This is a genomic window from Sphingopyxis solisilvae (assembly GCF_015475875.1).
Taxonomy (GTDB): domain Bacteria; phylum Pseudomonadota; class Alphaproteobacteria; order Sphingomonadales; family Sphingomonadaceae; genus Sphingopyxis; species Sphingopyxis solisilvae.
Window position 1 is genome coordinate 41,149 of sequence record NZ_JADKYM010000005.1, and the last position, 12,357, is coordinate 53,505.

Here is a 12,357-nt window from a genome sequence, read left to right on the forward strand (position 1 = left end):
GTCGCGCCATGGCCCCTCCGTCAGCGCTTCGCGCTGCCACCTCCCCATCGCTGCGCGACAGGGAGGATCGTTGGTTTACGCCGGATAGGTCCAGGTCGTATCGCGCGCGAAATTCTCTGCCGCGAAATCCCAGTTGAGCAGTTCGTCGACCACCGCGTCGACATAGGCCGGGCGCAGATTCTTGCGGTCGATGTAATAGGCATGTTCCCACACGTCGATGACGAGCAGCGGCTTGATCCCCGCGACAAGTTCGGTGCCCGCATCGTGGGTGTCGGTGACCGACAGCGCGCCGTCGCGCGACACCAACCATGCCCAGCCCGAGGCGAAATGGTTGACCGCGGTGTCCTTCAGCTTCTTTTTCAGGTCATCGAGCGACCCGAAATCGCGCTCGATGGCGGCGAGCAGATCGCCCTTGGGCTCGGTTTTGTTCGGGCTCAGGCTTTCCCAGTAAAAGGCATGGTTCCACGACTGGGCGCTGTTGTTGAACAGCCCCTTGTTCCCCGAACCTTCGGCGTGGTGGATGATTTCCTCGAGGCTCTTGTCGGCAAGCTCGGTACCCTCGATCGCGGCGTTCGTCTTGTCGACATAGGCCTTGTGATGCTTGCCATGGTGCGTCGCCAGCGTGTCGGCCGAAATATGCGGCGCCAGCGCATCCTGAGCGTAAGGCAGAGGCGGATGGGCGATCGTCATGGCAGTCTCCATTTTGTTTATCAGAGGGGATGAGGGCTTAAACTCGGTATCGAGGTGCGGGGTTGCAAGGTTTGCGTGGGGAAATTTTCTCGCCAAATCCGTCATTGCGAGGAGCCGAAGGCGACGCGGCAATCCAGAGCGGCGTAAACCGCCCTGGATTGCTTCGCTTCGCTCGCAACGACGGCGAGATTTACGTCACCATCGCCAGCAACGTCGCGATGCGATCTGCCTCCTCGGCGGGTTTGTCGCGGCGGATGCGCGAAATGCGCGGGAAGCGCATCGCGAGGCCCGACTTGTGGCGCTTCGACGCATGGATCGAATCGAACGCGACTTCGAGCACCAGCGACTTTTCGACCTCGCGCACCGGGCCGAACCGGTTCAGCGTGTTGTCGCGCACAAACTTGTCGAGCCATTTCAGCTCCTCGTCGGTGAATCCCGAATAGGCCTTGCCGACCGGCAGCAACTCGCCATCGTCGCTCCAGCAGCCGAATGTATAGTCCGAGTAAAAGCTCGCGCGGCGGCCGTTGCCGCGCTGCGCGTACATCATCACGCAATCGGCGGTGAGCGGGTCGCGCTTCCATTTATACCACAGCCCCGCGCGCCGCCCTGCGACATAAGGCGCATCGCGGCGCTTGAGCATCACCCCCTCGATCGCCGCATCGCGCGCACCTGCACGACGGTTCGCGAGATCGTCGAAATCCTTGGCGTCGATCACTTGCGACAGGTCGAAATGGCTGTCGGCGAGGCGCGGGACGAAGGCTTCGAGCTGCCGCCGTCGCTCGGTCCATGGAAGCGGACGCAGGTCGTTGCCGTCCACCGCGAGCAAATCATAGACGCGCACGAACGCCGGATAATCGGCGAGCATCTTTTTCGACACCGTCTTGCGCCCCAGCCGCTGTTGCAATGCGTTAAAGCTCGCGGCCTCACCCCCCTGCGCCTCTCCGCGCACCAGCAGTTCGCCATCGATCACCGCATCCTGATCGAACGCCGCGACCAGTTCGGGAAAGGCACCGCTGATCTCTTCACCGCCGCGGCTGTAGATGCGCGTCTCGCCGCCGCCGTGGACAATCTGGACGCGAATGCCGTCCCATTTCCACTCGGCGGCATAGTCGGTGAGGTCGATGCTCTCCTCCTCGAGCGGATGCGCGAGCATGAAGGGACGGAAGAAGGCGACATCGGCAAGGTCGGGCCGCTCCGCCCTGCCCTCGCCCCAGGCGAACAGCGGCGCATAGGGCGGCGGGATCGCGTGCCACAGCTCCTCGACGTCATCAACAGGCACGTCGAACGCCTGCGCGAACGCCTGTTTCGCCAGCCGCGCCGACACCCCGACGCGCATCCCGCCCAGCGCGAGCTTGAGCAGCGCATAGCGGCCATCGGCGTCGAGGCGGTCGAGGAGGGACGCGAGGATTTCAGGGGCGGTGGCGCGCGTGGCGGCGGACAGCGCATCGACGGCTTGGGCAACCGACATTTCGCCCTCTCCTTCAGGGGAGGGCAGCGAGACTTGGGAGCTTTGCTCCCTAGTCGCAGCGGGTGGGATCCATCGGCCTTGCGCGAGGCCGATGGACCCCACCCCCAGCCCCTCCCCTGAAGGGGAGGGGTGAAAAGGTTCAGGCCAGAGCAGCGCCGCCGTCTCGGCCGTATCGCCCACAAAATGCCGCGATAGCCGGAACAATTCCTCATCGACCCGCGTCGCCAGCAATGCGCGCACCATCGCCGATTTCACCGCAGGGAAATCGAGGCTCTCGGTCAGCGCCGCGATCGCCCAGCCGCGGTCAGGATCGGGCGTATGCTCCAGATAATCGGCGATCAGCGCCAGCTTCGAATTGCGCGACCGCGTGTAGATCAGCCGGTCGATCAACGCCGCAAAGCGTTTCACGCTTCTTCCTCCAGATCGCGCCCGACCAGATGCAGCGCGCGCGCCTTGCGCTGATGCAGTTCGCACCAGCGCAGCAGGCCGTCCTCGCTGCCATGCGTGATCCACGTTTCCTTCGGGTTCACCTCGGCGATCGTCGTCGTCAGCTCGTCCCAATCGGCATGGTCCGAAATCACCAGCGGGAGTTCGACCATCCGCTGCCGCGCGCGCTGGCGCACCCGCATCCAGCCCGATGCCATCGCGGTGACCGGATCGGGCAGTCGCCGCGACCAGCGGTCGTTGAGCGCCGACGGCGGTGCAACGACGATCTGCCCTGCCATGTCGGCCTTGTCGGTTTCGCTGACCAGCCGTAGCTCGCCAAGATCGACGCCATGCGCCGCATAAAGCGCGCACATCTTTTCCATCGCGCCGTGGATATAGATCGGCGCATCCCATCCCGCGGCGCGCAGTTCGGCGATCACCCGCTGCGCCTTGCCCAGCGCATAGGCGCCGACCAGCACGCAGCGATCGGGTTCGGCGCGCACCGCGCCGATCAACTTGGCGATCTCGTCTGACGTGGGAGGGTGGCGGAACACCGGTAGGCCAAAGGTCGCCTCGGTGATAAAGATGTCGCACGGTACGAATTCAAAGGCCACGCAAGTCGGGTCGGGGCGGCGTTTATAGTCGCCGGTGATGACGATCCGCTCGCCCGCATATTCCATCAAAATTTGCGCGCTGCCCAGCACATGTCCCGCGGGGAAAAAGCTGAAGCGCACCCCGCCCCGCTCGAACCCGTCACCATAACCGAACGCCTGATTGTGGCTCGCCTCGACATCGACGCCATAGCGCAGCGCCATGATCGCCAGCGTTTCGGGGGTCGCGAACACCGCACCATGGCCGCTGCGCGCATGGTCGGCATGGCCGTGAGTAACAGCGGCGCGTTCGACGGGCCGCGACGGGTCGATCCACAGGTCGGCGGGCTTCACATACAGCCCGTGCGGATGTGGTTCGAGCCAGGACTTGGGCTTCGCCATCAGGCCGCCAGCTTTCGCGCCTGCGCGAGGTCGGCGACGAACGCCGCGCGTTCCTGCGCCGCCCGCGCGCGGTCGGGCAGGCGCAGCAGATAGGACGGATGGATCGTCGCGATCAGTTTCGTGCCCCCAGCCAGTTCGTGCACCGCACCGCGCATCGACGCGATGCTCGCGGCCTTGCCGGTCACTCCGCGCAGCGCGCTGCCGCCCAAGGTGACGATCAGGTCGGGCTGCACCAGCGCGCGTTCCTTGTCGAGCCACCAGCGGCAGCTGTCGATCTCCCCCGCCGTCGGGTTCTGGTGCAGCCGCCGCTTGCCGCGCGGTTCATATTTGAAATGCTTGACCGCGTTGGTCAGGAACAATCGCTGCCGATCAAGACCGGCTTCTTCAAGTGCCTCGTTCAGCACCTGCCCCGCGGGTCCGACAAAGGGACGCCCCTGCAAATCCTCCTGATCGCCGGGCTGTTCGCCGACGAGCATGATGCGCGCGCCCGCTGGCCCCTCGCCCGCGACACCTTGCGTTGCGTTGCACCCGATGGGGCAGCACGTACAATGATCGACCGCGCGCGCGACGTCGTTCAGCGTCCGGATATCGTCGTCGAGGAGCAGTTCGTCGGCCACGCGCGTCCGCCATTTGTCGGTCAAGGGGTTGGCCATGGAAACGGCGGCCCCGCGCATCCGTTCCACCCGCGCCCCGGCCCCGGCGAGCAGCGGCGCGATATCTTGCGCTTCGGGCAGGTTTTTCCAGTATTTCTTGGGCATTTCGGCGCGCATCGCGTCGATCTTGATCCGCGCGGGATTGAAGGTCGCGCCATAATAGGTGCGCCACTGATCCTCGACGACGTCACTATCGGGTACCTCGTCCTTCGTGCCGCCCGCGCCATAGCTCAGCGTCTCGTCGTGCCAGATCGCCCGCGCATCGGGGGTCACGATCGCCCAGTCCATGCCGTAAAAGCGGCGCTGGAAGAAGGGAGCGGTCAGTCGCAGGATATAATGGTCGGGTTCGAACCATGCAGCGAAGGATTCGCGGCCCGCTTGCTCGCCCAGCCGCCGGAAGCGCACGAACGCGTGCATCTTGTGAATGTCGCGGCGGATTGCCTTGTCGGTCTTGCTCAGCCAGTCGACGTCGGGATCGGTGCGCCGCGCCAGCAATTGCCGGTCGCGCAGACCGCGCCATACGATGCGATAAAGCCGGGCCGGGACCGTGGGATCGCGGTGGCAAATAACCCGGTCGGCCATGGCGAGCAATTCGCGCGGCAGCGATATCGCAGCTCCCGATGCGGGCGGCGCGTTGTCACCGAACAACGACGCGCCCTCGTCGGCGCCGCGCCAACTGACATTCTCGGGCGCCACCCCGCCCGTCAGCAGCCCGCGCGCCGCATCGCGCCATTCGGCAAAGTCGCCGGGACGGGCAAGCACGACCTCCCTCATAATGCCAGCGACAATTGTTCGGCGGGCGGCGCAAAGCGCGCGCGCAGGCTGGCGCTATCGGTCAGCGATCCCGGTCGCCAGTCAGGCGTGACAATGAACGGCAGCAGCTTCTTCACCGAGGCGGTCAATTTGGCGAGATCGCCTAACCGGAGCTTGCCCAGCCGCCGCGCCGCGACAATCCGATCGACGGCGCGTGTCCCCAGCCCCGGTACACGCAGCAGCATTTCACGCGGGGCGCGGTTGATGTCGACAGGGAATGCCTCGCGCCGCTGAAGCGCCCAGGCGAGCTTGGGGTCGATCGCCAGGTCGAGCATCCCGTCGCGCGCGCCCTCCATGATCTCGGCGCGCTCAAAACCGTAAAACCGCAGCAGCCAGTCGGCCTGATACAGGCGATGCTCGCGAATCAGCGGCGGGCGCACCGGCGGCAGATCGCTGCTGGCGTCGGGGATCGGGCTGTATGCCGAATAATAGACGCGGCGGAGGCGATAGCCCGAATAGAGGTTCGTCGCGGTCGCCAGAATGTCGTCGTCGCGCGATCCGTCGGCGCCGACGATCATTTGTGTCGACTGTCCGGCAGGCGCAAAGCGCGGCGGCTTCGCCTTTTTGAGCAACCGCCCTTTCGCCGCCTCGATCGCGTCGTCGGCGCCGACGCGCACCGACGCCATCGTCTTGCGGATCGTCTCCGGCCTCTTCTCGGGCGCAAAACTCTGCAATCCCGCCTCGGTCGGCAGCTCGACATTGGTCGACAGCCGGTCGGCGTAAAGTCCGGCGCGCGCGATCAAATCGGGCGCCGCACCGGCGATCGTCTTGAGATGAATATATCCGCCGAACCGATGCTCCTCGCGCAGGATGCGCGCGACCTCGACCAGCTGTTCCATCGTATAATCTTCGGACCGAATGATCCCCGACGACAGGAACATCCCCTCGATATAGTTGCGCTTGTAGAAGTCGAGGGTGAGCCGAACCACTTCCTGCGGATTGAACCGCGCGCGCGGCACATTGCTCGACGCGCGATTGATGCAGAAGCGGCAATCGTAGATGCAGAAATTGGTGAGCAGGATCTTGAGCAGCGAGATACAGCGGCCGTCGGGCGCATAGCTATGGCAGATGCCCATGCCCTCGGTCGACCCGATGCCTTTGGTGCCGGTCGAATCACGATTGACCGTTCCCGACGACGCGCACGACGCGTCATATTTTGCCGCATCGGCCAGGATGCCGAGCTTTTCCAGAATCGCTTTTTCCGCCATGATCCCCGTTTAACACGGGAACATAAAGCGAACAAATAAATCTGCCGTGTTCAGGCGTCGCGCCACCGCGCCGGGAGCGTGATGTCGACGACCAGCCCGCCCGGCTCCCAGCGCCGGTCGATCGTGCCGCCGAGATTGTTGCGGACGCTGCGCTCCATCAACAAAGTGCCAAAGCTGGTCTTCGACGGCGGTTCGACCGGCTGTTCGTTGCCGCTTTCCTGCCAGGTCAGACGGAACAGCCGCGGATCGCTTCCTTCGGGATCCTGCGACCACCGGATGTCGACATCGCCGCCGGCCCCGGCCAGCGCACCATGTTTGACCGCATTGGTCGCGAGCTCGTTGAACAGCAGCGCCATCGCAACGAGGGCATTTTCAGGCAGCAACAGGTCCGGCCCCGACCAGCGGATGCGCGGAAAAGCCGCCTCGACCTCGCGCAGCAGCGCGTGCATCGACCCGGTCAGGAAATTGGCGCCGAGCAACACATTCTGCGCCCGGTTCAGCGCGTCGAGCCGCCCGGTGATCCGCTCGACATAATCATCGACATCGGTCGCGGCGTGGCGGGTGAGCGAGATGATCGCGCTGACCGTGGCAAACAGGTTGCGCATCCGGTGATGCAGTTCGCGCATCAACAGATTGGCGTTCTCCTGGCGGCTTTTCTGTTCGGTGATATCGATGCTGATCCCGGTCAGGATTGCGTCGCTTGTGTCGACGTCCCAATCGGCGCGGACGGCGATCCAGCGCACCCCGCGTTCCGGGTGCTGGATGCGATATTCGGTTGCATAATGGCTGCCGTTAGCGACCGACCCGCCCAGCACGATGCGGACATGGTCGCGATCTTCGGGATGCAATCGCTCGTAAAACCCGTCGATATCGGTCAAGGCAGTTGCAAAGTCGCTGCCCCATAAATCGGCGACCGCGCCGCCCCAGTCGATCGCGCCGGTACGAGCGTCATAGCGCCACGTTGCGATCCCGGAAAAGTCGAGGGCACGTTCCAGTGTCTTGCGCGCGTTGTCGCGTTCGGCAACGATGCGGCGCAAATCGGCCTCGGCCATGATGATCGCCGCAAAATCCTCGAGCCGCGCCAGATCGCGCTCGCTGAGCAGCGCGCGTTCGTTGCGGTCGATCACGCAGAGTGTGCCGAGTACGGCACCATTATAGGCACGCAGCGGTACCCCGGCATAAAAACGGATAAAGGGGTCGCCGGTCACCAAAGGGTTATCACGAAAACGCGCATCGCCCAGCACATCGGTCACGATCACCGGCCGATCCTCGGCAATCACAAACTGGCAAAAACTGATGTCGCGGGGTGTTTCGGAGGCTTCGAGGCCATAGGCCGATTTGAACCATTGCCGACAGTCATCGACCAGCGAGACCAGCGCGATGGGTGCTTCATAGAGATCGGCGACCATTTTGGTCACCCGGTCGAACGCTTCCTCCGGTCCGGTATCGAGCAGGCGATATTCGCGCAACGTGTCGAGCCGCAAGCGTTCGACCTGATCCGGACTTGCATCCCTTCCGTCAGCCAACGCCTGCCCCTCACCTCCCGCGGATCCTGTGGGCCGCTCTGCCATGAATATGGTCCCTAAAAAAGTCTGTTCACCATTTCATCGGGAAAGCAGTGATATTCCACCGGCTTACCGCTGAAAAAACGCGCACCCGGCTGACTCTACGCATTGCGCAATGACTGGTTGCAGCGCTTCGTCGCAGATTCCGGTGCGAAATTGCGGAACCCTTTTTCGCCAGCGTGCGTATGACCGGCTCAAGCGGGAGGTTCCTTGATGCCATTGGGTGAAGAGATTCGCGGACATTTGCCGTACCTGCGCCGCTACGCGCGCGCGTTGACCGGCAGCCAACAGCACGGCGACAATTTTGTGCATACGACGCTGGAAGTCATCGTCGCTGAACCGAACGAATTCAGCGCCGGCCACGGCACCCGCATCGATCTTTATCGCAATTTTCACCGCATCTGGGAAAGCGCCTACATCGACGATGGCGAGGGCAGCGATGATGGCGAGGATCCTCTGGTGCGCGCCGCAAACCGCCGCTTGGCGCAGATCACGCCGCTTGGCCGCCAGATCCTGCTGCTGACCGCGCTCGAAGGATTTTCGGTCGGCGAAGCGGCCATCATCACAGGCACCGACGACGAGCTGGTCGAAAGCCTTCTGAACGACGCGGTGGCCGACCTCGACCGCGAATCGCGCACGTCGGTGCTGATCATCGAGGACGAGCCGCTGATCGCGATGGAACTCGAACAGATCGTGAGGGCGCTGGGTCACAAGGTAGCCGGAGTGGCGACCACGCACGAAGACGCGGTGGCAGCGTTCGAGACGACCGACGCGGGCCTGGTGCTCGCGGACATCCAGCTGGCCGACGGTTCATCGGGCATCGATGCCGTCCAGGACATATTGGCGATCGCACCGGTCCCGGCGATCTTCATTACGGCCTTTCCGGAACGCCTGCTGACCGGTGGCCGGGTCGAACCGACCTTCCTCATCTCGAAACCGTTCCGCGAAAACACCGTTCGCGCCGCGATCAGCCAGAGCCTGTTGTTCACGCCGCAACTGGCAGCCTAAATCCGGCTCAGTCGCCTGTCGGCGGGCCCGCCGTCAGCTGGTCGACATCGTCCATGATCGCGCGGAACACCTCGCTCGACGGCAGGACGTCGTCGCTGCGCCGCGGCATCGCCCCGCTTTCCAGGATAGCCTGCAACGCGGTGCGGGCGCGCGACACGCGGCTTTTCATCGTCCCGACGGCACAGCCGCAGATCGCCGCGCCTTCTTCATAGGACAGCTGGCCGGCGCCGATCAGCACCAGCGCCTCGCGCTGGTCGACCGGCAGCATGAGCAACGCGCGCTGGACATCGGCAAGGTGCAAGCTGTCGCCCTGGTCGTCGGGCGCCACCAGCAACCGCTCGGCGGCGAGCTCGTCATATTCGGCGGTGAATTTCTTGCGGCGCATCTGCGACAGGAAACAGTTGCGCAGGATGACAAAGGCCCAGCTTTTCATGCTGGCAGGCCCGGGGACATATTGCGCCCGCGCCTTCCACGCCTTCAACATCGTTTCTTGCACCAGATCGTCGGCCAGGTCGGCATTGCCGCACAGGCTGCGCCCGAACGCGCGCAGATGCGGCAGCATCGCCGCCAGTTCGCGTTTGAAGCTGGCGTCGTCGAGCGGCTCGCCGGCGCGCGTCGGAGGCGTCACGTCGTTGATAAATAAGCCCCGGTTGCCGGTGCGGGAATGCAGCCGTCAGTCCGGCTTAGCGCCTTGAACGTCCAATGCAAACCGCAACTGGAATGCGCTGTAAAACGCTCGCGCACAACGCTTACCGTCCGTCGCTCGCCACCGGCGGCGAGCGCCGACCGAGTGCGATGAAATTTTGCATCATCAGCGCATCCTGCGGGTCGAGACGGCCGTGGGCCGCAACCCGCGCCAGATCCTCGTCATGGCTGCGAAAATGCGGGTCGTACAGCATCGTCCATTCGGCGAAGGCGCGCTCCTCGATCGTGCGGCGGCGGATTTCGATCATGCCGCTGTGCCTCGTATCGGCGCGAATGACCGCCAGGCAGGCATCGACCTTGTCGGCCGGACCCTCCAGCAGCTGCATGAAATTATGGCCGTTGAAGATAAGCGCCCCGGTCAGCGCATCGCGCTGGTTGTTGCGGCGCGCTTGTACCAAAAGTTCGGCAATATCCTGTTCGCCGATCATCGGATCGGCAACACTGACGTAAATGACGGATAGCAAAGACGTTCTCCAGCCTGCCGCTGCTCGGGAAAGGCAAAATTCAACCCCTCACCGCAAGCCTGGTCGCCTACGTCTCCGCCCGAATAGGGCCGATGTGGCTTCTTGGCAACGCTTTGGTCGCAAAAAACGCAAGCGCGGGGAACCCGTGGCGTCTTTCGTCGTTGCTTCGGCATGGCTACGCAAGGCAACAACAGGTCAAAGGACACGAGTAACCCGCCCCCGGCGCCGGAAACGCCGGATCGCCGCCGCGGCAGTTTCCCGGGGACCGACAGCGACGAATGGCACCGCACGCTGACCGGTCGCCAGGCGCCGGAACCCGTGAGCGCGAAACTGCGCATGATTTACGGGAATATCGTGGCCGAACAATTGCCCGACCAGATGCTCGACCTGCTGTCGCAACTCGACCAGAAAAGTTCGAAGCAATAATGGCGCAATCTGCTGCCGCGCCCACCGCTGGCGAAAATTTGTCGGACTCCGAGTTCAAGGCGCTGCTGGCTGCGGTCATCCCGCACCTGCGCGCTTACGGCCGCAGCCTGTCGGGCAATCCCGATCTGGCCGATGACCTCACACAGGACACGATGGTGAAAGCCTGGGCATCGCGCGACCGCTTCGAACGCGGGACGTCGATCAAGGCATGGACCTTTGTGATCCTGCGCAACACCTTCCTCTCGCAGATGCGCCGCAACAAGTTCGTCGGCGAATATGACGAGACGGCGGTCGAACGCACAATGTCTATCGCCGCCAATCAAGAAGAGAGCAGCGAGATGGCGGACCTGCAGCGCGGGTTGATGGAATTGCCGCAGGACCAGCGCGAGGCGTTGATCCTCGTCGGTGCGGGCGGGATGTCCTATGAAGAGGCGGCAAGCATCTGCGACTGCGCACTCGGCACGATGAAAAGCCGCGTGTCGCGCGCGCGCGCCGCGCTCGAGGAAATCATGAACCGCGGCCAGTTTGCACAAAAGCGCGCCGATGCGCCGCCGTCGAGCGAGGCAGTCGATGCGATCATGGACAGCGTCGAGGCGATTACCGCGCGGCGCGAAGCGTCGAACCGCTAAAGCCCGTTCGCATGGCGACGCGGCGGCGAAGGCATCTCGACTTTGTCGGCCTGTCGCGCCAAACTGGACCTGGTTTCCTTCCCCTGAAAGCAAAGCGAGTTCCCCGATGAAAAGCCTGTCGTTCCTCGCCCTGTCCACCGCCCTGGTTGCCGGCGCCTGTTCCGCCAACACCGGGACCGCTACCGGTCAGCAAGCCGAATCGTCCGCGATCGACACGTCGGGTGACCATCCCGCGACGCCACTTGCGGGAGCGCCGTTCACTGTCCGCGAGATGGCGAGCTTTAACGAGCCCTGGGCCATGGTGTTTCTGCCCGGCACCCGCTCGGCGCTCGTCACCGAAAAATCGGGCAAGCTGAAACTGTGGCGCGAGGGCGCCGCGGCGCTGGATGTCGCCGGTGTCCCCGCGGTCGCTTACGGCGGTCAGGGCGGTCTGGGCGATGTTGTGCTGGCGCCTGACTTCGCCACCAGCGGCATGATTTACCTCAGCTGGGCCGAAAGCGGCGACGGCGATACCGCCGGTGCCGCGGTCGGCAAGGCGCGGTTGGTGCAAAGCGACGCGCCGCGGATCGAGGGGCTCGAGGTCATCTGGCGGCAAACGCCGAAAGTGACCGGGCGCGGCCATTATTCGCATCGCCTGGCCTTCTCGCCCGACGGGCAACATCTGTTCATCGGATCGGGCGACCGGCAAAAGATGGAGCCCGCGCAGGATATGGGCGGCACGCTGGGCAAGATCGTCCGGCTGAAGCCGGACGGCAGCATTCCCGCGGACAATCCCTTTGCCGAAAAAGGCGGGGTCACGGCGCAGATATGGTCGCTCGGCCACCGCAACATACTCGGCCTGACCTTCGACGGCACGGGGAAGCTGTGGAACCAGGAAATGGGACCGCGCCACGGCGACGAGATCAACTTCGTCGAACGCGGCGCCAACTATGGCTGGCCGGTCGTCTCGAACGGCGACCATTATAACGGCACCACCATCCCCGACCATCCGACCCGCCCCGAATTCGCGGCGCCCAAGCTCTGGTGGAACCCCGCCGTCTCGCCCGGCGGGCTCGCCTGGTACGGCGGCGACCTTTACCCCGGCTGGAAGAACAGCCTGCTGATGGGGGCACTGTCGGGCGAGGGGCTGGTCCGCGCCAGCATCGACGGCGACCGGCTGCGCAAGGCCGACCGCTGGGATTTCGGAACCCGCATCCGCGAAGTCGAGGTCGCGGGCGACGGCACTGTCTGGCTGCTCACCGACGGCAGCGACGGCAAGCTGGTCAAGCTCGAACCCAAGCGCTGAGCGTTGCGGCAAGCGACGACACCGG

At 64.3% G+C, this 12,357-nt stretch carries 12 protein-coding genes; 4 read left to right on the plus strand and 8 right to left on the minus strand.

The window, feature by feature from the left end:
- Positions 1-75 precede the first annotated feature (75 nt).
- The 6 genes from IR187_RS05075 to IR187_RS05100 all read right to left on the minus strand — a co-directional run bounded on the left by IR187_RS05075 (position 76) and on the right by IR187_RS05100 (position 7,776).
- Positions 76-690: a superoxide dismutase gene (locus tag IR187_RS05075; protein ID WP_194953626.1), complete on the minus strand. Its 615-nt coding sequence runs from the start codon at positions 688-690 to the stop codon at positions 76-78.
- 190 nt (positions 691-880) lie between these two features.
- Positions 881-2,566, minus strand: coding sequence for a cisplatin damage response ATP-dependent DNA ligase (locus IR187_RS05080; protein ID WP_194953627.1), 1,686 nt, complete (start codon positions 2,564-2,566; stop codon positions 881-883).
- Positions 2,563-3,576, minus strand: coding sequence for a ligase-associated DNA damage response exonuclease (locus IR187_RS05085; RefSeq protein WP_194953628.1), 1,014 nt, complete (start codon positions 3,574-3,576; stop codon positions 2,563-2,565). The genes IR187_RS05080 and IR187_RS05085 overlap by 4 nt, the downstream gene beginning before the upstream one ends.
- On the minus strand, positions 3,576-5,003 hold the full coding sequence (locus IR187_RS05090) for a UdgX family uracil-DNA binding protein (RefSeq protein ID WP_194953629.1): 1,428 nt from the start codon (positions 5,001-5,003) through the stop codon (positions 3,576-3,578). The genes IR187_RS05085 and IR187_RS05090 overlap by 1 nt, the downstream gene beginning before the upstream one ends.
- Positions 5,000-6,250 carry a putative DNA modification/repair radical SAM protein gene (locus IR187_RS05095; protein WP_194953630.1) on the minus strand — a complete coding sequence of 417 codons (1,251 nt, stop codon included), beginning with the start codon at positions 6,248-6,250 and terminating at the stop codon, positions 5,000-5,002. Before IR187_RS05095 ends, IR187_RS05090 begins: the two co-directional genes overlap by 4 nt.
- 50 nt (positions 6,251-6,300) lie before the next feature.
- Positions 6,301-7,776: a sensor histidine kinase gene (locus IR187_RS05100; protein ID WP_228765563.1), complete on the minus strand. Its 1,476-nt coding sequence runs from the start codon at positions 7,774-7,776 to the stop codon at positions 6,301-6,303.
- A 252-nt stretch (positions 7,777-8,028) separates the two neighbouring features.
- On the opposite strand from IR187_RS05100, the gene IR187_RS05105 reads away from it, so the two are divergent.
- Positions 8,029-8,823, plus strand: a complete 795-nt coding sequence (locus tag IR187_RS05105) for a response regulator (protein ID WP_194953632.1) — start codon at positions 8,029-8,031, stop codon at positions 8,821-8,823.
- A gap of 7 nt (positions 8,824-8,830) precedes the next feature.
- Here IR187_RS05105 and IR187_RS05110 read toward each other — a convergent pair whose 3' ends face one another.
- Positions 8,831-9,451: a sigma-70 family RNA polymerase sigma factor gene (locus IR187_RS05110; protein ID WP_324187646.1), complete on the minus strand. Its 621-nt coding sequence runs from the start codon at positions 9,449-9,451 to the stop codon at positions 8,831-8,833.
- A gap of 121 nt (positions 9,452-9,572) precedes the next feature.
- The gene (locus IR187_RS05115) at positions 9,573-9,992 is read right to left on the minus strand and encodes a BLUF domain-containing protein (RefSeq protein ID WP_194953633.1); all 420 of its coding nucleotides are present in this window, start codon (positions 9,990-9,992) and stop codon (positions 9,573-9,575) included.
- Positions 9,993-10,163: 171 nt separating this feature from the next.
- Here IR187_RS05115 and IR187_RS05120 point away from each other — a divergent pair, with 171 nt between their 5' ends.
- From IR187_RS05120 to IR187_RS05130, 3 genes are all read left to right on the plus strand, one after another.
- Positions 10,164-10,418: a NepR family anti-sigma factor gene (locus IR187_RS05120; protein ID WP_194953634.1), complete on the plus strand. Its 255-nt coding sequence runs from the start codon at positions 10,164-10,166 to the stop codon at positions 10,416-10,418.
- The gene (locus tag IR187_RS05125; RefSeq protein ID WP_194953635.1) at positions 10,418-11,047 is read left to right on the plus strand and encodes a sigma-70 family RNA polymerase sigma factor; all 630 of its coding nucleotides are present in this window, start codon (positions 10,418-10,420) and stop codon (positions 11,045-11,047) included. Before IR187_RS05120 ends, IR187_RS05125 begins: the two co-directional genes overlap by 1 nt.
- A gap of 106 nt (positions 11,048-11,153) precedes the next feature.
- The gene (locus IR187_RS05130; protein ID WP_194953636.1) at positions 11,154-12,332 is read left to right on the plus strand and encodes a PQQ-dependent sugar dehydrogenase; all 1,179 of its coding nucleotides are present in this window, start codon (positions 11,154-11,156) and stop codon (positions 12,330-12,332) included.
- The last annotated feature ends 25 nt before the right edge of the window (positions 12,333-12,357 follow it).